The 21,880-nt window shown below is 73.5% G+C and carries 24 protein-coding genes and 1 pseudogene; 17 read left to right on the top strand and 8 right to left on the bottom strand.

Annotated features, from left to right (window positions below):
• Positions 1-47: 47 nt before the first annotated feature.
• The 7 genes and pseudogenes from D0D28_RS32235 to D0D28_RS32205 all read left to right on the top strand — a co-directional run.
• Positions 48-803: pseudogene (locus D0D28_RS32235) on the top strand (D-glycero-alpha-D-manno-heptose-1,7-bisphosphate 7-phosphatase); the annotation flags it as partial.
• The gene (locus D0D28_RS32230) at positions 800-1,813 is read left to right on the top strand and encodes a glycosyltransferase family 9 protein (RefSeq protein WP_205413420.1); all 1,014 of its coding nucleotides are present in this window, start codon (positions 800-802) and stop codon (positions 1,811-1,813) included. The pseudogene D0D28_RS32235 and the gene D0D28_RS32230, both read left to right, overlap by 4 nt.
• Positions 1,810-2,373: a D-sedoheptulose-7-phosphate isomerase gene (locus D0D28_RS32225; protein ID WP_162830732.1), complete on the top strand. Its 564-nt coding sequence runs from the start codon at positions 1,810-1,812 to the stop codon at positions 2,371-2,373. Before D0D28_RS32230 ends, D0D28_RS32225 begins: the two co-directional genes overlap by 4 nt.
• Positions 2,370-3,731: a D-glycero-beta-D-manno-heptose 1-phosphate adenylyltransferase gene (gene rfaE2 / locus D0D28_RS32220; protein ID WP_094005974.1), complete on the top strand. Its 1,362-nt coding sequence runs from the start codon at positions 2,370-2,372 to the stop codon at positions 3,729-3,731. Before D0D28_RS32225 ends, rfaE2 begins: the two co-directional genes overlap by 4 nt.
• A 10-nt stretch (positions 3,732-3,741) precedes the next feature.
• The gene (locus tag D0D28_RS32215; RefSeq protein ID WP_116114877.1) at positions 3,742-4,431 is read left to right on the top strand and encodes an SDR family oxidoreductase; all 690 of its coding nucleotides are present in this window, start codon (positions 3,742-3,744) and stop codon (positions 4,429-4,431) included.
• On the top strand, positions 4,428-5,372 hold the full coding sequence (locus D0D28_RS32210) for a glycosyltransferase family 9 protein (RefSeq protein ID WP_116114875.1): 945 nt from the start codon (positions 4,428-4,430) through the stop codon (positions 5,370-5,372). The genes D0D28_RS32215 and D0D28_RS32210 overlap by 4 nt, the downstream gene beginning before the upstream one ends.
• Before the next feature lies 1 nt (position 5,373).
• Entirely contained in the window at positions 5,374-6,633 is a 1,260-nt protein-coding gene (locus D0D28_RS32205) for a UDP-glucose dehydrogenase family protein (RefSeq protein ID WP_094005977.1), read from the top strand.
• A 1-nt stretch (position 6,634) separates the two neighbouring features.
• Here D0D28_RS32205 and D0D28_RS32200 read toward each other — a convergent pair whose 3' ends face one another.
• Positions 6,635-7,009, bottom strand: coding sequence for an STAS domain-containing protein (locus D0D28_RS32200; RefSeq protein WP_116114873.1), 375 nt, complete (start codon positions 7,007-7,009; stop codon positions 6,635-6,637).
• 318 nt (positions 7,010-7,327) lie between these two features.
• A complete protein-coding gene (locus tag D0D28_RS32195; RefSeq protein WP_094005979.1) occupies positions 7,328-7,693 on the bottom strand; it encodes an ATP-binding protein in 366 nt (121 codons plus the stop codon).
• Between the two features lie 106 nt (positions 7,694-7,799).
• Here D0D28_RS32195 and D0D28_RS36390 point away from each other — a divergent pair, with 106 nt between their 5' ends.
• The 8 genes from D0D28_RS36390 to D0D28_RS36380 are packed head-to-tail and all read left to right on the top strand — an operon-like array spanning position 7,800 to position 12,429.
• Entirely contained in the window at positions 7,800-8,357 is a 558-nt protein-coding gene (locus D0D28_RS36390) for a hypothetical protein (RefSeq protein ID WP_094005980.1), read from the top strand.
• Positions 8,357-8,665, top strand: coding sequence for a BON domain-containing protein (locus D0D28_RS36385; protein ID WP_116114871.1), 309 nt, complete (start codon positions 8,357-8,359; stop codon positions 8,663-8,665). Before D0D28_RS36390 ends, D0D28_RS36385 begins: the two co-directional genes overlap by 1 nt.
• Positions 8,662-9,378 (top strand): metallophosphoesterase family protein, encoded by a 717-nt coding sequence (locus D0D28_RS32180; RefSeq protein ID WP_094005982.1) that lies wholly within the window; start codon positions 8,662-8,664, stop codon positions 9,376-9,378. Before D0D28_RS36385 ends, D0D28_RS32180 begins: the two co-directional genes overlap by 4 nt.
• A 58-nt stretch (positions 9,379-9,436) precedes the next feature.
• Complete coding sequence (ctaD, locus tag D0D28_RS32175) at positions 9,437-11,218, top strand: aa3-type cytochrome oxidase subunit I (protein ID WP_094005983.1); 1,782 nt, start codon at positions 9,437-9,439, stop codon at positions 11,216-11,218.
• A gap of 53 nt (positions 11,219-11,271) precedes the next feature.
• On the top strand, positions 11,272-11,691 hold the full coding sequence (locus tag D0D28_RS32170) for a phage holin family protein (protein ID WP_116114869.1): 420 nt from the start codon (positions 11,272-11,274) through the stop codon (positions 11,689-11,691).
• A complete protein-coding gene (locus tag D0D28_RS32165) occupies positions 11,688-11,906 on the top strand; it encodes a DUF3618 domain-containing protein (protein WP_094005985.1) in 219 nt (72 codons plus the stop codon). Before D0D28_RS32170 ends, D0D28_RS32165 begins: the two co-directional genes overlap by 4 nt.
• Positions 11,907-11,911: 5 nt before the next feature.
• On the top strand, positions 11,912-12,253 hold the full coding sequence (locus D0D28_RS32160) for a DUF3140 domain-containing protein (protein ID WP_094005986.1): 342 nt from the start codon (positions 11,912-11,914) through the stop codon (positions 12,251-12,253).
• Positions 12,253-12,429 (top strand): hypothetical protein, encoded by a 177-nt coding sequence (locus tag D0D28_RS36380; protein WP_167481568.1) that lies wholly within the window; start codon positions 12,253-12,255, stop codon positions 12,427-12,429. Before D0D28_RS32160 ends, D0D28_RS36380 begins: the two co-directional genes overlap by 1 nt.
• Positions 12,430-12,579: 150 nt before the next feature.
• Here D0D28_RS36380 and D0D28_RS32155 read toward each other — a convergent pair whose 3' ends face one another.
• The 6 genes from D0D28_RS32155 to D0D28_RS32130 all read right to left on the bottom strand — a co-directional run bounded on the left by D0D28_RS32155 (position 12,580) and on the right by D0D28_RS32130 (position 19,657).
• Positions 12,580-13,209: a pyridoxamine 5'-phosphate oxidase family protein gene (locus D0D28_RS32155; protein ID WP_116114867.1), complete on the bottom strand. Its 630-nt coding sequence runs from the start codon at positions 13,207-13,209 to the stop codon at positions 12,580-12,582.
• A 16-nt stretch (positions 13,210-13,225) separates the two neighbouring features.
• Entirely contained in the window at positions 13,226-14,293 is a 1,068-nt protein-coding gene (ispG, locus tag D0D28_RS32150) for a flavodoxin-dependent (E)-4-hydroxy-3-methylbut-2-enyl-diphosphate synthase (RefSeq protein WP_205413421.1), read from the bottom strand.
• Between the two features lie 26 nt (positions 14,294-14,319).
• Positions 14,320-15,597 carry a 4-hydroxy-3-methylbut-2-enyl diphosphate reductase gene (locus D0D28_RS32145; RefSeq protein ID WP_116114863.1) on the bottom strand — a complete coding sequence of 426 codons (1,278 nt, stop codon included), beginning with the start codon at positions 15,595-15,597 and terminating at the stop codon, positions 14,320-14,322.
• Between the two features lie 179 nt (positions 15,598-15,776).
• Positions 15,777-16,808, bottom strand: a complete 1,032-nt coding sequence (locus D0D28_RS32140; RefSeq protein WP_116114861.1) for a family 2 encapsulin nanocompartment cargo protein polyprenyl transferase — start codon at positions 16,806-16,808, stop codon at positions 15,777-15,779.
• Complete coding sequence (locus D0D28_RS32135) at positions 16,805-18,202, bottom strand: family 2B encapsulin nanocompartment shell protein (protein ID WP_429727761.1); 1,398 nt, start codon at positions 18,200-18,202, stop codon at positions 16,805-16,807. The genes D0D28_RS32140 and D0D28_RS32135 overlap by 4 nt, the downstream gene beginning before the upstream one ends.
• 39 nt (positions 18,203-18,241) lie before the next feature.
• Entirely contained in the window at positions 18,242-19,657 is a 1,416-nt protein-coding gene (locus tag D0D28_RS32130) for a family 2B encapsulin nanocompartment shell protein (RefSeq protein ID WP_116114857.1), read from the bottom strand.
• A gap of 613 nt (positions 19,658-20,270) precedes the next feature.
• Here D0D28_RS32130 and D0D28_RS32125 point away from each other — a divergent pair.
• Together D0D28_RS32125 and D0D28_RS32120 are read left to right on the top strand one after the other, a co-directional pair.
• A complete protein-coding gene (locus D0D28_RS32125) occupies positions 20,271-21,041 on the top strand; it encodes a DUF4239 domain-containing protein (RefSeq protein WP_116114855.1) in 771 nt (256 codons plus the stop codon).
• The coding region (locus D0D28_RS32120; RefSeq protein WP_162831257.1) for a DUF6923 family protein at positions 21,038-21,880 on the top strand (843 nt) is incomplete at its 3' end. The genes D0D28_RS32125 and D0D28_RS32120, both read left to right, overlap by 4 nt.

The following is a 21,880-nucleotide window of genomic DNA, read 5'->3' as shown; positions in this document are numbered from 1 at the left end:
GGGCCGCGCCGCTGAGGGTGGTGAGCGCGTGACGGCCCAGACGGCCCGGCCCGGCCGCGCTCGCGTTCGCCGCCGCCCGCCGGCCCACCCCCGCCGCCTTCGCCGGTATCGCCTGGCTCGGCCTCACCGCCGAGTTCGCGCTCCGCCGCATCCTGCCCGGGCCGAAAACTCCGGAGGAACTGGCGAAGATGGCGGTCACGAGCGTGCTGATCCCGCCCGCCGCGCTGGGCCACCGGCTCGCCGGGGAGGTGCGCGTCCGCCGCCCGCGCCCGGCGGCCAGGGCGATCCTGTTCGACCGCGACGACACCCTCATCCACGACGAGCCCTACAACAACGACCCGGAGCTGGTCCGCCCCGTGCCCGGAGCCGAGGACGTGCTGCGCCGCCTGCGCGCCGCCGGTGTCCCGGTCGGGGTGGTCAGCAACCAGTCCGGCGTGGCCCGCGGGCTGATCACGCCGGCCGAGCTGGCCGCGGTCAACGCGCGGGTCGAGGAGCTGCTCGGGCCGTTCGGCACCTGGCAGGTGTGCGTGCACGCCGACGGCGACGGCTGCTGCTGCCGCAAGCCGAAGCCGGGCCTGGTGACCCGTGCCGCGCTGGCGCTCGGGGTGCGTCCCGAGGACTGCGTGCTGATCGGGGACATCGGCGCCGACATCGAGGCCGCGCGCGCCGCGGGCGCGCGCGGTGTCCTCGTGCCGACTCCCCGCACGCGGGCCGCGGAGATCGAAGCCGCGCGGCGGGACGCGCTGGTGGCGGGTGACCTGGCCGAGGCGGTCGGGCTGGCGATGGGGGACCGGGCGTGGTGAGGTCACGGGTTCTGGTGGCGCGGCTGGACAACGCGGGTGACGTCCTGCTGTCCGGGCCGCTGGTGCGCGCCGTCGCCGCGCGGGCGGAGTCGGTCACGTTCCTGGCCGGGCCGCACGGGCGGGCGGCCGCCGAGCTGCTGCCCGGCGTCGACGAGGTCGTCGAGTGGTGCGCGCCGTGGATCGACCCGCAGCCGCCCGCGGTGACCCCCGCCCACCTGGCCGAGCTGCGCGCGCACATCCGCGCGGCGCAACCGGACGCGGCCCTGATCGTGACGTCGTTCCACCAGTCGCCGCTGCCGCTCGCCCTGATCCTGCGGGAGTGCGGGGTGCCGTGGATCGGCGCGATCTGCGAGGACTACCCGGGCTCGCTGCTGGACCTGCGGCACCGCGTCGAGGGCGACCCGCCGGAGGCCGAACGCGCCCTGTCGCTGGCGCGCGCCGCCGGGTTCGAGCTGCCGCCCGGCGACGACGGGCGCCTGGCCGTGCGCGAGCCGCTGCCGGACGTCTCCGGCCTGGTCGGCGAACCCGGCTACGTCGTGGTGCACCCGGCCGCGTCGGTGCCCGCCCGCCAGTACCCCGCCGAGCACAACGCGGAGGTCGTCCGGCTGCTCGCCGAATCCGGATACCGGGTCGTCGTCACCGGCGGCCCGGCCGAACGCGACCTGACCGCCCGGGTCGCCGGTGACCACGGCCTGGACCTGGCGGGCAAGACCGATCTGCACGGCCTCGCCGCCGTGCTCGCCGGGGCGCGCGTGACCGTCGCCCCCAACACCGGGCCGGCGCTGCTCGGCGCGGCCGTCGGCACCCCCGTCGTGTCGCTGTTCGCGCCCGTGGTGCCGGCCGCGCGGTGGGCGCCCTACGGGGTGCCGCTCGTCCTGCTCGGCGATCAGGACGCGCCCTGCCGTGACACCCGGGCCCGGAGCTGTCCGGTGCCCGGGCACCCGTGCCTGGACCGGGTTCCGCCCGAGGAGGTCCTGCGGGCCGTGGAGAAACTAGGAGGTGCAGCGTGATCGAAGAGCGGTTCGCGGCGTTGGCCGCGACCATGCGGGATCTGACCGCGCTGGCACCGAGGATCGAGGCGTGGGGTCGTCACCTCGCCGAGGTGCTCGGGGCCGGTGGACGGCTGCTCGCCTGCGGCAACGGCGGCAGCGCCGCCGAGGCCCAGCACCTGACCGGCGAGCTGGTCGGCCGGTTCGTCAGCGACCGGCAGCCGCTGTCCGCGATCGCCCTGCACGCCGACACCTCGGCGGCCACCGCGATCGTCAACGACTACGGCGACCACGAGGTGTTCGCCCGCCAGGTCCGCGCGCACGGCCGCCCCGGTGACGTGCTGGTGGCGCTGTCCACCAGCGGCCGCAGCCAGAACGTGTGCGCGGCGGCGAAGACCGCGCACGAGCTGGGCCTGACCACGTGGGCGCTGACCGGGCCGGGCCCGAACGCGCTGGCGTCGGTCAGCGACGACGCGGTGATGATCGACGCCCCGAGCACCGGCACGGTGCAGGAGGCGCACCTCGCGGTGATCCACGGCCTGTGCGCGGCGCTGGACGAGGCGCTGGGAGTGCCCTCGTGAGCGGCCCCCTGGTGGTGGTCGGCGACACGCTGCTCGACATCGACGTCGACGGCAACGCGGACCGGCTGTGCCCCGAGGCGCCCGTCCCGGTGGTCGACGTCGGACGTGAATGGCACCGGCCCGGCGGCGCGGGCCTGGCCGCGCGCCTGGCCGCCCGGTCCGCGGCCGACGTCGTGCTGGTCACCGCGCTCGGCGGGGACGAGGGCGGGGCGCGGCTGGCCCGGCTGCTGGCCGGCGAGGTCGAGCTGTGCGCGCTGCCGCTGGAGGGTGAGACCGTCCGCAAGACCCGCATCCGCGCGGCCGGGCAGTCGGTCGTGCGGCTGGACCACGGCGACGGCCGGGCCGCGCACGAGCCGCTGGACGCGCGCACGGTGTCCGTGCTGCGCGGCGCGTCCGCGATCCTCGTCGCCGACTACGGGCGCGGCGTCGCGAGCCACCCGCAGATCCGGCAGCTGCTGGCCGAGACGGACGCGCCGGTGGTGTGGGACCCGCACCCGCGCGGCGGCCCGCCGGTGCCCGGCGCCGCCCTGGTCACGCCCAACGACAGCGAGGCCGCCAAGTTCACCGGCGAGCCCGGCACCCCGGAGGAGCTGGCCGCGCGGCTGCGCGTGGAGTGGGCGGCCGAGGCGGTCGCGGTGACCGTCGGCTCGCGGGGCGCCGTCCTCGCCGACGGCACCGGCACGCGCGCGGTCCCGGTGCCCCACGCGGCACGCGTCCCCGCCAGCGTCCGGCCGGACACCTGCGGCGCGGGCGACCGGTTCGCCAGCGCCGTCGCCGCGGCCCTGCACGACGGTGCCGCGCTGCCCGACGCGGTCGCCGCGGCGGTCGAGTCGGCGGCCCGGTTCGTCGCCGCCGGCGCGGCCACCGCCCTGTCCGAGCCCGCCGAGCCGATCCGCCCGCCCGAGGGCCTGTCCGGCTTCGAGCTGGCCGAGCGGGTGCGGCGCCGCGGCGGGCGGGTCGTCGCGACCGGCGGCTGCTTCGACATCCTGCACCCCGGGCACGTGACCCTGCTGCGGCGCGCCCGCGAGCTGGGCGACGTGCTCATCGTGTGCGTGAACTCCGACGAGTCGGTGCGCCGGCTGAAGGGACCGGGCCGCCCGGTCGTGACCGCCGCCGACCGGGTGCGCGTGCTCAGCGCGCTGGAGTCCGTCGACGCCGTGGTGGTGTTCGAGGAGTCCTCCCCGGTCGAGGTGCTGCGCACGCTGCGGCCGGACGTGTGGGTCAAGGGCGGCGACTACGCGGGCGCCGACCTGCCCGAGGCGGAGGTGATCCGCGAGGGCGGCGGCAAGGTCGTGCTCGTGCCGACCGTCGAGGGCTACTCCACCACGCGGCTCATCGAGACCGTGTCCAACGGATAGAAAGGCAGAGATGGCTGCATCGCCAGGCAAGGTACTGATCACCGGGGGCGCGTCCGGGCTGGGCGCGGCGACCGTCAAGGCGGTCGCCGACGCCGGCGGGACCCCGCTGGTGCTCGACCGCAAACCCCCGGCCGCCGGCGTGCCCTACGTGCCCGTCGACCTCACCGACACCGCCGAGACCGAACGCGCCGTCGCCGAGCTGGCCGAGCAGGCCGGCGGGCTGGACGCGGTGTTCACCGCCGCGGGCATCGACTTCCCCGGCAAGCTGACCGACTTGTCCACATCGGACTGGGAGCGCGTGGTTCAGGTCAACCTCTTCGGCACCGCCGCCGTGGTCCGGGCCGCGCTGCCGTACCTGGAGCGCTCGCACGGCAAGGTCGTCACCGTCGCGTCCACGCTGGGCATCAAGGCGGTCAGCGACGCCACCGCCTACTGCGCCTCGAAGTGGGGTGTCGTCGGGTTCACCCGGGCACTGGCCGCGGAGACCGCGGGCCGGATCGGCGTCACCATGCTGGTGCCGGGCGGCATGCACACCGCCTTCTTCGACGCGCGCGACGAGCAGTACAAGCCGCCCGCCGACGCGAAGCTGAACAACCCGGAGAACGTCGCGCGGACGGTGCTGTTCGCGCTGTCCCAGCCGGCCGGGTGCGAGGTGCGGGAACTGGTCGTGGCGCACTCGGAGGAGGGCTCCTGGCCGTGACCGGCGACGTCCTGGTGCTGCGGGCGCTCGGGGTCGGTGACCTCCTGGTCACCGTCCCGGCGCTGCGTGGCCTGCGGGCCGCGTTCCCGGACGCGCGGATCACCCTGGCCGCGCCCGCGGCACTGGACGAGCTGGCCGCGCTCACCGGCGCGGTCGACCGCGTGCTGCCCACTCCCGGCCTGGGCGCGCTGCGGTGGACCGGCGCGCCGCCCGCCGTGGCGGTCAACCTGCACGGCAGCGGCCCGGAGAGCGTGACGGACCTGCTGGGCACGCGGCCGGGGCGGCTGCTGTCGCACCGGCACCCGGACTTCCCGGACCTGGACGGCCCGGAGTGGCGCGAGGACCAGCACGAGGTGCTGCGCTGGTGCCGGATGCTCGCCTGCCACGGCATCGCGGCCGACCGGCACGACCTCGCGCTGGCCCGGCCGGACGTGCCCAGCCCGGCGGGAGACGCGATCGTCGTGCACCCCGGGGCGGCGTTCGGGTCCCGGCGCTGGCCGCCCGGACGCTTCGCCGAGGTGGCCCGCGAGTTCGCCCGCGCCGGGTCCCGGGTCGTGGTGACCGGTAGCGCCGCGGAACGGGACCTCGCGGGACGGGTCGCGGCCGCGGCCGGGCTGGGCGAGGACGCCGTGCTGGCCGGCCGCACGAGCCTGACCGAGCTGGCCGCGCTCGTGTCCGGGGCACGGCTGGTGATCAGCGGCGACACCGGCGTCGCCCACCTCGCCACCGCCTACCGCACCCCGTCGGTGCTGCTGTTCGGCCCGACCCCGCCGTGGCGGTGGGGGCCGCCGCCGGGCACCGGAGACCGGCACGTCGTGCTGTGGGCGGGGGAGGCCGGCGATCCGTTCGCGGACGCCCCGGCTCCCGGGCTGCTGCGGATCACCGTCGACGAGGTCGTCGCCGCGGGCCGGTCGGCGCTGCGGCCGGTGGTGGGGGCCTGACGTGGCGGCGGTCGGGGTCGCCGGGGCCGGCTACGTCGGCCTGACCACCGCCGCCTGCCTCGCCGCGCTGGGCCACGACGTGGTGTGCACCGAGGTCGACGAGTCCAAGGTGGCGCGGCTGTCCCGGGGCGAGGTCGAGCTGGGCGAGCCGGAGCTGGCCCCGCTGGTGCGCGACGGGCTGGCCGCCGGGCGGCTGCGGTTCACCGCGGACGTGAGCGCACTGGACGGGCGGGAGTTCGTGTTCGCCTGCGTGCCCACGCCGACCGGTCCGGACGGCAGCGCCGATCTCAGCGCCGTCGAAGCCGTGCTCGCGGCGTTGCGCCCGGCGCCGCACACCGTGCTGGTGGTCAAGTCGACCGTGCCGGTGGGCACCTGCGCCCGCATCGCCGGGACCGCCGGGATCGCCGTGGTGAGCAACCCGGAGTTCCTGCGCGAGGGCCACGCGGTGCACGACTTCCGGCACCCGGACCGGATCGTGCTCGGTGGTGACCCGCCGGTGGTGGAGCGGGTCGCCACGCTGTACGCGGGGCTGGACGCGCCGGTGGTGCGCACCGGCCACGCGAGCGCCGAGCTGGGCAAGTACGCGAGCAACGCGTTCCTGGCGCTGAAGCTGTCCTACGTGAACCTGCTGGCGCGGCTGTGCGAGCGCACCGGCGCCGACATCGACGCCGTCACCCGGACGATGAGCCTGGACGAGCGGATCGGGCCGCACTTCCTGCACCCCGGCCCCGGCTGGGGCGGATCGTGCCTGCCGAAGGACACCCGCGCGCTGGTGGCCTCGGCCGCCGCGGCGGGGGTGGACCTGACGGTGCTGCGCTCGGCGATCGAGGCGAACGACCGGCAGTACGACCACGTGGTCGCGCGGGTGCGGGAGGCCGCGGGCGGGCGCCTGGCGGGAGTGCGGATCGGGGTGTTCGGGCTGGCGTTCAAGGCGGGCACCTCCGACCTGCGGGACTCACCGGCACTGGCCGTCGCCGGCCGCCTGGCGGATGCGGGCGCGGTGCTGACCGGCTACGACCCCGGCGTCGGCGGCGGTGACCAGGCCGGGCCCGTCCAGCGGGTGGACGACCCGGTGCTGGCCGCCAAGGGCGCCCGGGTGCTGGTGGTGCTGACGGAGTGGCCCGAGTTCACCCGCCTCGACTGGAGCCAACTGGCCGCCGTCGCCGAGGGCGACGTCGTGGTCGACACACGCGGCGTGCTGGACCCCGCGGCACTGCGCGGCAGCGGGTTGCGCTGCGTGCGCCTCGGGCACCCGGCCTGAGTCAGCCGGCCACCTGAGCGGCTTCCGCGAGGTGGCGGGCCGCCACGGTGACGCTCGGGTACAGGGGCAGCTGCTCGTGCAGGCCGGTGACCTCCAGCGGGCGGATGACCACCCGGTGGCTGCCCGCCAGCGCCCACCGCACGTTGCGCTCGGCGGCGGCGTCGTCGGTGTCGACCAGGGCCTGCAGGCCCGCCGAGCCGAGGAAGGTGATCGCCTCGAGGTCCAGGATGAAGGTCCGGCCGTCGTCGAGGCAGCGGGTCAGCAAGTCGCGCAGCGCGGGTGCGGCGACGAGGTCGAGTTCACCGGTGAGACGGGCCAGCCGGATGCCGTCGGCGCGGTCGGTGACATCGATGCGGAGTTCGTGAGCTTCGGACACGGGTGGTCTCCCCGGGTTGTGGTGAGCACAGCGGGGACGGTCACACACGCGTCCAAGATCCGAAAAGTCGCACCATTCGAAAGCTCGAGGCCGGGTGTGTCCGTTCCCGGCACGGCTGGTCACTCAACCGCTCGTCACCGACGGTACGGACCGGCTACTGCCGTTGGCAACCCGGGTCATCCGGTTAGCGACGATCGTGCCGGGTATCCGGTCCCGGTCGGCGCGGCACGGCTTCCGTTCGCGGTGGCCGCCCGGGCCGGTCGTGGTGGGTGCACCGGCGGTGCGGGACAGCGGTGGTCCCGCACCGCCGGCCGCCGCTCACCGCACGGTCGCCCACACCGTCTTGCCGCCGGAGGGCTCCCGGCGGCAGCCCCACTGCTCCGACGTCTGCGCCACCAGCAGCAGCCCCAGCCCCGGCGGGCGACCGCTTTCCCGGATGACCGGCTGGCGCGGGTCCTCATCGGTGACCTCGACCGTCAGCCCGTCCCGGTGCAGCTCCAGGCAGAGCCGGGGCGCCGCGCCCGTGTGCCGCAGCGTGTTCTCCACCAGCTCCGTGACGATCACGGCCGCGTCCGGCGCCAGCCCGGGCACCCGCCACTTCGCGCACATCTCGGTGGTGAACCGGCGTGCCCGCCGCGCCGCGTCCAGTGTCCGCGGCAGCCTGAGCTCGGTACTGCGGCGCATCGCCCCGATCGCTCCCAACGTCGGCGAACGGAACGGGAGATACCCGGCGGCCCGGGCGCGAAACGCCCGCCGTTTGCCCCGGTGGGGCCCGGGTACCCGGCGGGGCATGGACGAGCAGTCGTTGCTGCGCACGCTGACCAAGGTGGTCACCACGCTCACGGCTCGGGACATCCCGTTCACGGTGGCCGGCGGCTGCGCGGTCTACGCCAGGGGCGGTCCGCCGTCCGACCACGACGTGGACGTGTTCCTCAAGGAGGAGGACGTGCCCGCGGCCAGGGCCGCCCTGGTCGCCGAGGGCATGCGGCCGGAGGACCCGCCGGAGGACTGGCTGAGCAAGGTCTGGGACGGCGACGTGCTGGTCGACCTGATCTTCCGGCCCAACTACCGCGCGGTCACCGACGAGACGCTGAGCCGCTCCGACGTGATGCGCGTCGGCCCGACCATGGCGCCGGTCCTGGGCGGCACCGACATCATGATCGACAAGCTGCTCGTCCTCGACGCGCACCGCTGCGATTTCGCCCCGCTCCTGCACATCGCCCGCGACCTGCGGGAGCAGGTGGACTGGGAGCGCGTGGCGAAGGAGACCGGCGAGTCCCCGTACGCGCAGGCGTTCCTGACGCTGCTGGACTCGCTGGACGTCGTCGAGGTCGAAGGAACCCCGTGATGACCCCCGAGCACGAGACACACGAGCACGAGACACCCCAGCACGAGACACCCCAGCACGAGACACCCCAGTACCGCGCGGCCCATCTGCGCCGCGCGCTGGCCGAGGACCCCCGGACGGCCGAGATGGGCGTCCGGGTCAACGTCCGCGGCGACGACGACGTGCACCTGTCCGGGGAGGTGACCTGCGAGGAGCGGCGCACCGAGCTGGAGACCGTGCTGCACGAGGTCGAGCCCGGGGTGCGGGTGCACAACGACGTGCGGGTGGCCGACACCCGCGAACCGGCCCGGAGGGAGGACCTGCGGTGATCCGCGTGGCGGCGGTCGGGGACGTGCACCTCGGCGAGGACGCGCGGGGCCTGCTGCGCCCCGCCTTGGAGCACCTGGCCGACCTGGCCGACGTGCTGCTGCTGGCCGGCGACCTGACCCGGCACGGCGCGCTGGAGGAGGCCGAGGTCGTCGCCGACGAGTTCAGCGGCCTGGACCGGCCGGTGGTGGCCGTGCTGGGCAACCACGACTACCACAGCGACCGGCAGGACGACATCACCAAGCTGCTGGAAGACCGAGGCATCCGGGTGCTGGAGGGCGCCTCGGCGCGGCTGGAGGTCGGCGGGCAGACCCTCGGCGTGGCCGGCGTGAAGGGCTTCGGCGGCGGGTTCGCCGGCAAGTGCGCCAGCGCGTTCGGCGAGCGGGAGATGAAGGCGTTCGTCGAGCACAGCATCGAACGGTCGGAGGCGCTGCGCGCCGCGATGATGGAGCTCGACGACGTCGACCACCGCATCGCGCTGACCCACTATTCACCCATTCCGGAGACCCTGCGCGGGGAGCCGCCGGAGATCTACCCGTTCCTCGGGTCCTACCAGCTCGGTGAGGTGATCGACGAATGCGGCGCCGACCTGGCGATCCACGGCCATGCGCACTTCGGCTGCGAACAGGGGGTGACGCCGGGCGGGGTGCGGGTGCGCAACGTCGCCCAGCCGGTCATCCGCAGCGCGTATGCCACTTATGGGCTCGGGGCTTGATTCACCGGTGTGATCGGGAGCACCCTGGGTTCGTCCACTCGGCACCCGGGGAGGGCGCATGACGGAGCTGAAGGCACGCCCCATCGTCCTGGGCAACCGGTACGAGCTGCCGGCCAGGCACCGCAAGGGCAGCCTGCTCGTGAAGATGGCGAAGACGACCGATCACAAGCTGATCGGGCTGATGTACCTGTACACGTCGCTGGCCTTCTTCGTCATCGGCGGCGCGCTCGCGCTGCTCATGCGCGGCGAGCTGGCGCAGCCGGGGATGCAGTTCCTCTCGCAAGAGCAGTACAACCAGCTGTTCACCATGCACGGCACGATCATGCTGCTGCTCTACGCGACGCCGAACGTGTTCGCCTTCGCCAACCTGATCCTGCCGCTGCAGATCGGCTCGCCGGACGTGGCGTTCCCGCGGCTGAACGCCTTCTCCTACTGGCTGTTCCTGTTCGGCGGCACGATCGTGTTGTCCTCGTTCCTCACCCCGGGCGGCGCCGCGGACTTCGGCTGGACCGCCTACACGCCGCTGTCGGACGCGGCCCACTCGCCGGGCATCGGCGGGAACCTGTGGATCACCGGCCTCATCGTGTCCGGTCTGGGCACGATCCTCGGCGGGGTCAACATGCTCACCACGATCGTGTGCCTGCGGTGCCCGGGCATGACGATGTGGCGGATGCCGATCTTCACCTGGAACATCCTGTTCACCAGCGTGCTCGTGCTGGCGGTGTTCCCGATCCTGACCGCGGCGCTGTTCGGGCTGCTGGCCGACCGGCTGATCGGGGCGCACGTGTTCGACCCGGCCACCGGCGGGCCGATCCTGTGGCAGCACCTGTTCTGGTTCTTCGGCCATCCCGAGGTCTACATCATCGCGCTGCCCTACTTCGGGATCATCACCGAGATCATCCCGGTGTTCAGCCGGAAACCGCTGTTCGGCTACCGGCTGATGGTGTTCGCGACGATGGGCATCACCGCGCTGTCGTTCGCGGTGTGGGCGCACCACATGTTCGCCACCGGCGCGGTGCTGCTGCCGTTCTTCTCGTTCATGACGTTCCTCATCGCGGTGCCGACCGGGATCAAGTTCTTCAACTGGATCGGCACCATGTGGAAGGGGCGGCTCACCTTCGAGACCCCCATGCTGTGGTCGGTGGGGTTCCTGGTGACGTTCCTGCTCGGCGGGCTGACCGGCATCATCCTGGCCTCGCCGCCGCTGGACTTCCACATCACCGACAGCTACTTCGTGGTGGCGCACTTCCACTACGTGCTGTTCGGCACGATCGTGTTCGCGACCTTCGCCGGGGTGTACTTCTGGTACCCGAAGATGACCGGGCGGATGCTCGACGAGCGGCTCGGCAAGCTGCACTTCTGGACCACGTTCGTCGGGTTCCACACGACGTTCCTGGTGCAGCACTGGCTCGGTGACGAGGGCATGCCGCGCCGCTACGCCGACTACCTGGAAAGCGACGGGTTCACCGTCCTGAACACGATCTCCACGATCGGGGCGTTCATCCTGGGCGCGTCGATGCTGCCGTTCATCTACAACGTGGTGCGCAGCTACCGGTTCGGCGATCCGGTCGAAGTGGACGATCCGTGGGGCTACGGCAACTCGCTGGAGTGGGCCACCACGTGCCCGCCGCCGCGGCACAACTTCCTGGAGCTGCCGCGGATCCGGTCCGAGCGGCCGGCGTTCGAGCTGCACTACCCGCACCTGGTGGAGCGGCTGCACGACGAAGGGCACATCACGCTCACCGGCCGGACCATCCCGCATTCGGAGGCGACGAAGACGCCGTCGGAGAAGGCCACCGAGGAGATCACCGAGGGCGGCTCGCCCACCGCGCACGATTAGCGCTCTCCGCCCGGGGGTAGCCGGACTACGAGCTACCCCAAGGGAGGCGAGGCATGACTGAGAGCACGGGCCGCGGGTCCACCGCGGTCGACGACCGGTCGATCGGGCAGCTCGTCCAGGACATGTCGCAGCAGGTCCAGCGGCTGGTCCGGGACGAGATGCGGCTGGCGGCCGAGGAGCTGCGGCAGAAGGGCAAGCGCGCCGGCACGGGCGCGGGCCTGGCCGGCGCGGCCGGGGTCCTCGCGGTGTTCGGGGCGGCGACGCTGATCGCCGCCGTCGCGCTGGGGCTGGCCCTGGTGGTGCCGGCGTGGGCCGCGGCGCTGATCATCGGCGGTGCGCTGCTGGTGATCGGCGGCCTGGCCGGGCTGATCGGCAAGAAGCAGCTGTCGGCGGCGGTGCCGCCGGTGCCGCAGGAGGCGGTGTCCGGGGTGCCCAAGGACGTGGCGGCCGTGCGGGAGGGGCTGCGCCGATGACGACGAAGAAGGACACCTTCCCGCACGACGCCGAGCAGGCGCGGCTGGATCTGGAGCTGACCCGCCAGGAGCTGGGCGAGACCGCCGAGGCCCTGGCCGGGAAGGTCAAGGAGACCGCGCACACGACCCAGCGGATCGCGCTCGGCGCCGGTGCCGGGTTCGGGATCCTGGTGCTGGTGTTCGTGATCGTGCGAAGGCTGACCGCCCGGAGGTGACACGAATGGCGACGCGGTCGCATGTGGACGAAGCACTGTGGGACGAGTTCCACCGCGTGGTGAACATGACCTCGCGTGAGCTGGGGGACTGGCTGCGGGTCCGCTCGGCCGGGACGGAGAGCGAGGAGCTGCCGGACCAGGCGGGCACGAAGACCGGGCAGCACGTCCTGGAGATCCTCGGCAAGCGCCGGACGGACCTCACCGAGGACGACGAGCGCGTCATGCGCAAGGTGGTGGAGAAGGTGCACGCCGAACGGCGGGACGACCTCGAGCCGACGGCCGGCCAGGAGAACTGGCGCCACCGCCTGATGACGATCGGGCACGACCCGCTGAAAGGGGCCGGCTGATGGAACGCGGCAGTGAGAAGCACAGCCCCCGCGAGGACGACGCGCTGAAGGCCGAACTGCGCGGCACGTTGCAGGGCAACCGCTCCAGCCGCGCCGAGGAGTGGCGCGACCCGGAGCCCCCGGCGGACGACGACCCGGACGTCCCCCTGGCCGGCGGCCGCCCCGAGGGTCAGTAAGGGAAGCGAGCGGCCCGTGGTGCCGACCGAGAGGGGGCACCACGGGCCGTCACGCGCCCGGGGCCGCACGACGGCGACCTCTGCACCGCGGGTGCCGGGCACTCCGCCCGCAGTAGCGATCCGGGCGAACCCGGCGCCGGAGCCACCCGCTCAGGCGTAGAGCTTCTTCTCGTACTCCTGGCCGTAATAGCGCTCCAGCTCCGCCAGCGACGCGTCCTTCCGCTCCAGCGTCTTGGCGATCACCGCGCGCGGCGCCATCTCCCCGGGCGCCCACGTCTCCGCCTGCCACAGCTTCGACCGCAGGAACGCCTTCGAGCAGTGGTGGAACACCTCTTCGATCTCCACCAGGATCGCCAGCCGCGGCCGGTGGCCCCGCACGACCATGTCGTCGAAGAACGGCGCATCCCGCACCAGCCGGGCGCGGCCGTTGATCCGCAGCGTGTCCCCGCGGCCCGGGATGAAGTAGAGCAGCCCGACGTGCGGGTTGGCGAGGATGTTGCGGAACCCGTCGGCCCGCCGGTTGCCCGGCCGCTCCGGCACGGCGATCGTCCGGTCGTCGAGCACCAGCGTGAACCCGGCGGGGTCGCCCTTGGGGGAGACGTCGCAGCGGCCGTCCTCGCCGGCCGTGGCGATCAGGCAGAACGGCGACAGCGCCAGCCACTGCCGGTCCAGTTCGTGCAGCGCGTCCCGCTGCTTGTGCACCGCCTGCGGCAGCGGGTGCCCGATCAGCTCACGCAGCTCGTCCTCGTCCGACACCTCGGTCACCCCGGTGAGATCCATGCCCGCAGGCTAGCGCTCACCCCGGGAACCGTTCGAGCGCCACGTCCAGCAGCGTCTCCACGATCCGGCTCTCCGGCACCGTGGTCACCACCTCGCCCTTGACGAAGATCTGCCCCTTCCCGTTGCCGGAGGACACGCCGATGTCGGCTTCCCGCGCCTCGCCCGGCCCGTTCACCACGCACCCCATCACCGCGACGCGCAGCGGCACCGGGAACCCCTCGAACGCGGCGGTGACCCGCTCGGCGAGCCGGTAGACGTCCACCTGCGCCCGGCCGCACGACGGGCACGACACGATCTCCAGCCGCCGCGGCCGCAGCCCCAGCGACTCCAGGATCTGCGTGCCGACCTTGACCTCCTCCACCGGCGGCGCGGACAGCGACACGCGGATCGTGTCGCCGATGCCCTCGTGCAGCAGCACCCCGAACGCGACCGCGGACTTGACCGTGCCCTGCAGCGCCGGCCCGGCCTCGGTGACGCCCAGGTGCAGCGGGTAGTCGCAGCGCCGCGCGAGCTGCCGGTAGGCCTCGATCATCACCAGCGGGTCGTGGTGCTTGACCGAGATCTTCAGATCGGTGAACCCGTGTTCCTCGAACAGCGAGCACTCCCACAGCGCGGACTCGACCAGCGCCTCCGGCGTCGCCTTGCCGTGCTTGTCCAGCAGCCGCGGGTCCAGGGAGCCGGCGTTGACGCCGATGCGGATCGGGGTGCCGTGGTCCTGCGCCGCCCGGGCGATCTCGCCGACCTTGTCGTCGAACTTCCGGATGTTGCCCGGGTTGACGCGCACCGCCGCGCACCCGGCGTCGATCGCGGCGAAGACGTACTTCGGCTGGAAGTGGATGTCCGCCACGACCGGGATGGCCGATTTCGCCGCGATCCGGGGCAGCGCCGCGGCGTCGTCGGAGCTGGGCACCGCGATCCGGACGATCTGGCAGCCGGCCGCGGTCAGCTCGGCGATCTGGCGCAGGGTGGCGTCGACGTCGGCGGTGACGGTGGTGGTCATCGACTGCACCGACACCGGCGCCCCGCCGCCCACCGGCACGTCACCGACCAGCACCTGCCGGGATTTCCGGCGCCGCGCGGGCATCCCCGGCAGGCCCAGCGCCACCGCGGTCACGACTTCCTCCGCACGGCCGCGGGGAGGGTGAAGTGGATCGTCTCGCGGGTGGTCTCCCGTTCGCCCACGGTGAGCGGGCCGAGACCGCCGAGCGTGGCGACCACCGCGTCGACCAGCCGCGGCGGCGCCGACGCGCCCGCGGTGAGCCCGATCCGGTCCACTCCGGACAGCCACTCCGGACGGATGTCGCGGGCGTCGTCGATCAGGTGCGCGGGGGTGCCGGCCCGTTCGGCCAGTTCGGCCAGGCGCAGCGAGTTCGACGAGTTCCGGGACCCGACCACCAGCACCACGTCGGTGTCCCGGGCGACGGAGCGCAGCGCGTCCTGCCGGTTGGTGGTGGCGTAGCAGATGTCGTCGGAGGCCGGGCCGCGCAGCGCGGGGAAGCGGTTGCGCAGTTCGGTGACGACCTCGGCGGTCTCGTCCACGCTGAGGGTGGTCTGGGTCAGGTAGGTGACGCGGCCCGGGTCGGGCACGCGCACCCGGCGGGCCTCCTCGACCGACTGCACCAGGATGGTCCGCCCGGGCGCCTCGCCGAGGGTGCCCTCGACCTCCTCGTGCCCGGCGTGGCCGATGAGCAGGACGGTGTCGCCCTGCCCGGCGAAGCGCCGCGCCTCGGCGTGCACCTTGGTGACCAGGGGACAGGTGGCGTCGACGACCTTGAGCCGCCGCCGGTCCGCCTCGGCGCGCACGGCGGGGGAGACGCCGTGCGCGGAGAACACGACGGTCGCTCCCCGCGGCACGGCGTCCAGTTCGTCGACGAAGACCGCGCCCCGCGCGCGGAGGCCGTCGACGACGTGCCGGTTGTGGACGATCTCCTTGCGGACGTAGATCGGGCCGCCGCGCTGGGCGAGCAGGCGTTCGACGATCTCGATGGCCCGTTCGACGCCGGCGCAGAACGACCGCGGCGCGGCGAGCAGCACCGAACGCGGCCGCCCCGCGACGGCGAGCACGGCGGCCATCGCGGCACTCACGGCGGCCGTGGTGGGGGAGGACGCCTGCCCGGTGGCCGCGACCCCGAGACCGGCCGGCCCCCGGGCGGCGGGCAGGACGGCCCGCAGGGCGACCGCGGCGGCGTGATCGGTGTCGACGTAGAGGGGCCCGCGGGCGGTGGCGATCCCGCGGCGCCGCAGCTCGCCCTCGAGCAGCCCCGCGCCGGGACACCGGATCGACGGGCGGTCCGCCCAGAGCAACTCATCGGCCACGAGAACCTCCCCGGGCCCCGGCCGCCCGGGCCGGTGCGCGGCGAGGATGCTCTGCGCTGCGGTGAAGGACATGCGTTTCTCCGTTCCAGGTGGGGTGCGTTCCAGGGGTGCTGGGGTGACGTTTGCGGTGACCCGGCACCGGTGCTCTCCGGAGGTGGGCGCGGTTGCCGGGCCACCGCCCGCCCGGCCGCGCGCGGGCCACTGGCCGTCGCCGCCGAGTTGTCCGTCCCGCCCCGGCCATCGCTGCCTGCTCAGTGGTCCCGGTCGGTGAGCAGCACCGCCAGTGCCTCCAGCTCCGCGGCGCCCCGTGCGTCCGGCAACGCCGCGTGCAGGTGCGCCAGCGCCCGCTCCAGCAGCGCCGCCGCCTCGGCGCGGGTCCACTCGCGGCCGCCGGCCTGGTCGACCAGCCGCGCGGCCCGCACCAGGTCCGCCCCGGCCAGCTCGCCGGGCGCCGCGTACAGCGACGCCAGCTCCCGGCCCGCCGCGGTGCCCGACGTCAGCGCCGCCACCACCGGCAGCGACTTCTTGCGGTTGCGCAGGTCCGAGAACACCGGCTTCCCGGTCACCGCCGGGTCGCCCCAGATGCCGAGCAGGTCGTCGGCCATCTGGAACGCCAGCCCGGCCGCCTCCCCGAACCGGCGCAGGTGCGCGACCTGCTCGCGCGAACCCCCGCCGAGCAACGCGCCCAGCGCGCACGCGCACCCGAGCAGCGCCCCGGTCTTGCCCTCGGCCATCGTCCGGCACTCGGCCAGCCCGACGTCGCCGCGCTGCTCGAACGCCAGGTCCGCGCCCTGGCCCTCGATCAGGTCCTGCACCGCCGCGCCCAGGATCCGCAACGCCTCCCGCGCCGCCGGGTGCCCGCTCGCCGCCAGCTCCTCGGTCGCCGCGGCCAGCAGGCTGTCCCCGGCCAGGATCGCCGCCCCCGTGCCGAACAGCTTCCACACCGTCGGCCGGTGCCGCCGCGTCTCGTCGCCGTCCATCACGTCGTCGTGCAGCAGCGAGAAGTTGTGCACCAGCTCGACCGCCACCGCCCCGGGCAGCGCCGGCCCCCACTCGCCGACCGCCCGCGCCGACAACAGCACCAGCGCCGGCCGCACCGCCTTGCCGCTGCCCGCCGAGACCGGCGCCCCCGTCTCGTCCGCCCACCCGAAGTGGTAGGCGGCCAGCGGGCGCATCGACTCCGGCAGCTGGGCCACCGCCGCGCGCAGCGCCGGATCCACGCATCCCCGGCTCCACGCCAGGACATCCCGCGCCGTCCGCGCCCCGGCCACCGTCTCCGTCACCGCCCGACCTCCACGTGTTCCAGCACTCCCAGGGCATCGGGGACCAGCACCGCGACCGAGAAGTACGCCGTGACGAGGTAGGACACGATCGCGCGCGCGTCGATCCCCATGAACCGCACGGTCACCCCCGGCTCGGCCTCGTCCGGCAGGCCGGTCTGGCGCAGGCCGATCACGCCCTGGCTGTCCAGCCCGGTCCGCATCGCCAGGATCGACGTCGTCCCGGCCGGCGACACCGGGATCTTGTCGCTCGGGAAGATCGGCACCCCCCGCCAGGTGGTGACGACGTGACCGTCCACTTCGGTGCTCTCCGGCGCGAGCCCGCGCGCCGAGCACTGCCGCCCGAACGCCGCGATCGCCTTCGGGTGCGCCAGGAACAGTTTCGTCTTGCGGCGGCGGCACAGCAGCTCGTCCAGGTCGTCCGGGGTGGGCGGCCCGGTGCGGGTGTGCAGGCGCTGGCTCAGGTCGGCGTTGTGCAGCAGGCCGAACTCGGCGTTGTTCAGCAGCTCGGACTCCTGCCGTTCGCGCAGCGCCTCCAGCGTCACCCGCAGCTGCTGCTGCGTCTGGTCCATCGGCTGGTTGTAGAGGTCGGCCACGCGGGTGTGCACCCGCAGGATCGTCTGCGCCACCCCGAGTTCGTACTCGCGGGGATGCAGGTCGTAGTCGACGAACGTGGCGGGCAGCGCGGGTTCCCCGGTGTGCCCGGAGGCCAGCTCGATGCTGGCCTCCCCGTGCTTGTTCTGCGCCAGCTGGGAACTCCGCCGCAGTTCGTCCACATGGGACCGCAGCTCCGGTGAAGTGTCCAACAGGGACGACACGTCCCGCAGCGACAGGGCGAGCACGGTCACCGGCGTCTCGGCGCGCACGCTGTAGGCCCACGGCTGCGGCGCCTCGGCGAGCACCTGCTGCCCGAGGTAGTCGCCGTCGGCGAGCATCCCGAGCGTGACCGGGTCGCCGTAGTCGCCGCGGCCGAGCTTGCGCACCTTGCCGTGGGCGACGAGCAGCGCCTCCTCGGTCGGCGTGCCCGCGGTGACGATCGTCTCCCCGGCCCGGTACTCGCGCTGCTCCAGCCGGTCGGCCAGCGCGGTGAGCACGAGGTGGTCGTCGAAGCCGCGGAACAACGGCAGTTCGGTGAGGCTGGCCGGCACCACCCGGACCCGGCCGGCCTCGACGGTGAACGCCACCCGGCCCTGCCCGGTGACGCACGTCAGGCGCCGGTTGACCCGGTAGGTGCCGGCCTCGGTCTCCTCCCACGGCAGCAGGCTCAGCAGCCACCGGCTGGTGACCGCCTGGTTCTGCGGCACGGACTTGGTGGTGGTGGCCAGCTTGCGGGCCGCCGCCGTGCCCAGGCTCAGCCGGGTCTCGGTGTGCTGGAAGGTCTGCAGGGTTACGGTCAACGGACCCAACCACCCCTCGTTCGGTAGCGGATTCGGGCGTCAGCTCTCGCGGCCGATCTCCACCTTCTCCAGCACGGCCAGCGCGTCCGGCACCAGCACGGCCGCCGAGAAGTACGCCGACACGAGGTAGGAGATGATCGCCTTCTCGTTGATGCCCATGAACCGCACCGACAGCCCGGGCTCGACCTCGTCCGGCAGCCCGGTCTGGTGCAGCCCGATCACGCCCTGGTTCTGCTCGCCCACGCGCATCAGCAGGATCGAGCTGGTGCGGGTCTCCGACACCGGGATCTTGTTGGACGGCAGGATCGGCACGCCACGCCAGGACGGCACGTGGTGGCCGTTGAACTCCACCCCGGCCGGGTAGAGGCCGCGGGTGTTGCACTCCCGCCCGAACGCCGCGATCGCCTTGGGGTGGGCCAGGAAGAACGCCGGCTCCTTCCACACGGCGCCGAGCAGCTCGTCCATGTCGTCCGGGGTGGGCGGGCCGGTGCGGGTGTGCAGGCGCTGCTTGACGTCGGCGTTGTGCAGCAGCCCGAACTCGGCGTTGTTCAGCAGCTCCGACTCCTGCCGCTCGCGCAGCGCCTCGATGGTCAGCCGCAGCTGCTGCTCGGTCTGGTTCATCGGCTTGTTGTAGAGGTCGGCGACCCGGCTGTGCACGCGCAGCACGGTCTGGGCGACGCTCAGCTCGTACTCGCGCGGGGACAGCTCGTAGTCGACGAACGTGCCGGGCAGCTCCGGCTCGCCGCTGTGGCCGGAGGACAGTTCGATGTTGGCCTCGCCGTGCTCGTTGCCGTTGGCCAGTTTCCGGGCGCGGAAGAGCTCGATCTGCTCGCGCAGCGCCGCGGACTGCTCCACCAGCTCGTCGAAGCCGCGCTGTTCGAGCACCAGCACGGTGCAGGACGTGACGGCCTTGACGGTGTACTCCCAGATGCTCTGACCGTCCACAAGGGACTCGTCGCCGAAGTGGTCACCGTTGGCGAGCACCCCGAGGTTGGTGAAGTCCCCGTACTCGCCGGGGCCGACCTTGCTGACCTTGCCGTGGGCGATGAGGTAGGCCTGGTCCGAGGCGCTGCCGAACTCGACGATCACGTCCCCGGGCTCGTACTCGCGCTGCTCGAACCGGCTCGCGAGCGCGGCGAGCACCTCCTGGTCGTCGAAGCCGCGCAGGATCGGCAGCTCGCCGAGCTCGGCGGGGATGACCTCGATGGTCCCGGCGGTCGTCACGAAGGTCACGCGGCCGTCGCCGACGGCGTAGGACAGCCGGCGGTTGACCCGGTAGGCACCACCGGAGGCCTCCACCCACGGCAGCAGGCGCAGCAGCCAGCGCGAGGTGATGGCCTGCATCTGCGGGACGGACTTGGTCGTGGTCGCCAGGTTCCGCGCGGCCTGGGTGCTCAGGCTCTGCTGGGGGCTGCCGTTGTCCAGGTCGGGCACGGCGGGGTCGGTCACAGTCACGGCAAATACCACCAATCGTCGAAAAGCCGATTCGCGAATTGGGAATGATGATCCGGCGAACTGGCGCCTGGTTTTTCTCGGCCGGCGGGAGCGACGTTAGCACCGGGTTCGCGGAGCCGTACAGTCACTCGTCCGTGGCGCGCCGCGATCGCAATTCGGGGAAAACTACACGTTCGGCGGTTCCGGCAAACTCACGGTAGAACGGGTCGCACGGTGATCACCCGGGCCGCCCAGTGCGGCCGGTCCCGACGGTGTGAACCGCTCGTCAGCCCGCTTCCGGCATTTCCGCGCACTGCTCCGAACGGGCCCAATATCACCGGCAACCGGGACATCATGGCGTTGCGTGTCAAGGAAAAACCCGGCTGGTCCCGGGTGGAGTGACGACCGGTGACCGGACCTCGCCCGGTCGGCCCAGTCCGCCGCCCGGCCGCGCGTTGGCCTCCCGGCAACAGGGCCGCGATTTCCGGGAAATGCGCCCCGGCTGCTCCGAACAAGTGACCGGAACAATCCGTCCTATTCCGTCGGGCTGAAAGAACGGGGCCGATCTTGCCGCCCGGATCGGGCGGCGCCTAGCGTGGGCGCACGTTCTTTTCCCGTTCGGGAGGCACAACCGATGAATGTCTACGTGGCCGGTTCGCTGTGGGTGGTGGGCGCCGTCGGGCTCGGCGCGCTCATCGCCTACCTGGTGCGCCGTTACGGTCTGGACGAGGGCAGACCGGACAACAACGACGCGGCCGGCCAGGCGTTCACGATCGTCGGCGGCCTGCACGCCGCGGTGATCGCGTTCGTGCTGATCTCGCTGTTCGACGCGGCGAGCACCGTGCGGGACGGGTCCTACGCCGAGGCGCAGAGCCTGGTCGCCGCGTCGTGGGCGGCCGACGCGCTGCCCGAGCCGGCGCGCACCGAGATCCGCGAGCTGGCCGCGGGCTACGCGGACACCGTGGTGAACCGGGAGTGGCCACGCATGCGCGACGGCGGCGGCCCGCTGCCCGAGGAGGGCTGGGACCAGCTGGACCGGATGCGGGCGGCGGTCGACGGTGCCGACGTCCCCGGCGACGACGACTGGCTGACCAGCCGCAAGACCGAGGTCGCGGACTCGCTGGTGGACGTGTTCAAGGAGCGGCAGGCCCGGCTCAACGCCGTGCGGGACAACAACGTCGGCATGGTGGTGTGGTTCGTGCTGATCGGCGGCAGCGTCATCTTCGTGCTGCTGCCCAACCTCTTCGGCGGCACGAAGTCGCTGACCCACATCGTGATCGTGTCCACCCTCGCCGCGGCGGCGACCCTGCTGCTGTTCGCGATCTTCCAGATGCAGAACCCGTTCGCGGGCGGGTCGAAGGTGGGACCGGACGCGTTCAGCCAGGCGATCGAGCGGCTGCGGTGAGGGTCCGGCGGACGGGCCGGGTGCTGGCGGCCGCGGCCGTCCTCGCGGTGTCGCTGCCGGGGACACCGGCCGCCGCGGCCCCGGCTCCCGCCTGCACGGTCCTGCGGGTCGTCAGCACCTCGCCGGCCGGACCCTCCACAGTGGAACTGGTGCGGCTGCCGTCCGGCGCGGTGGAGAGCCGGATCCCGCTCGGCGTCGAGGTCAACGCGCTCGGCTACGCGCGGAGCCAGGACAAGGTCTACGGCCTCACCCGCGACGGCGCCGCGGTGACCGTGGGCCGGGACGGTGAGCTGACCCGGCTCGGCCCGGTCCGCACGACGGACCGCCGCGGCCTGGACCGGGCCACCGCGGGTGCCGTGTTCGGGAATCGTTGGTACGTCCAGCGGGGCGACGACCTGTACGTGATCGACATCGACCCGGGCAGCGACGGGTACCTGTCGGCGGTGCGCGGTGCCGACCTGTGGCCGGCGCCGTTCACCTCCGGGATCGACGACTTCGACTTCGCCGGGGGCCGGCTCTACGGGGTGACGAGCACGTGGCCGTTCAGCGGGCGGGTCGTGCGGATCGACCCGGTGTCGGGGTTCACGCACCCGGTGCCCGGGCCGGTGCTGCCCCCGGCGACGGCCTACGGATCGGTCGTGGCGGCGGGGGAGACCCTGTACGTGACGGCGAACCGCAGCGGTGGCCGCAGCCGCACGTTCCGGGTGGAGCTGCACGGCCCGGTCGTGCAGGTGTCCGCCGGGGCGGCACTGTCCGGATCGGACGCCGCGGGGTGCCTGCGGGCCCCGCCACCGCCGGTGCCGAGCCCGCCGCCCCGGCTGGTGACGACACCGGAGTCC

Origin of the sequence: Amycolatopsis ruanii (assembly GCF_003385175.1) — a bacterium.
Taxonomy (GTDB): domain Bacteria; phylum Actinomycetota; class Actinomycetes; order Mycobacteriales; family Pseudonocardiaceae; genus Amycolatopsis_E; species Amycolatopsis_E thermalba.
Note: the sequence above shows the minus strand (reverse complement) of the source record. Positions and strands in the feature narration are given on the sequence as shown.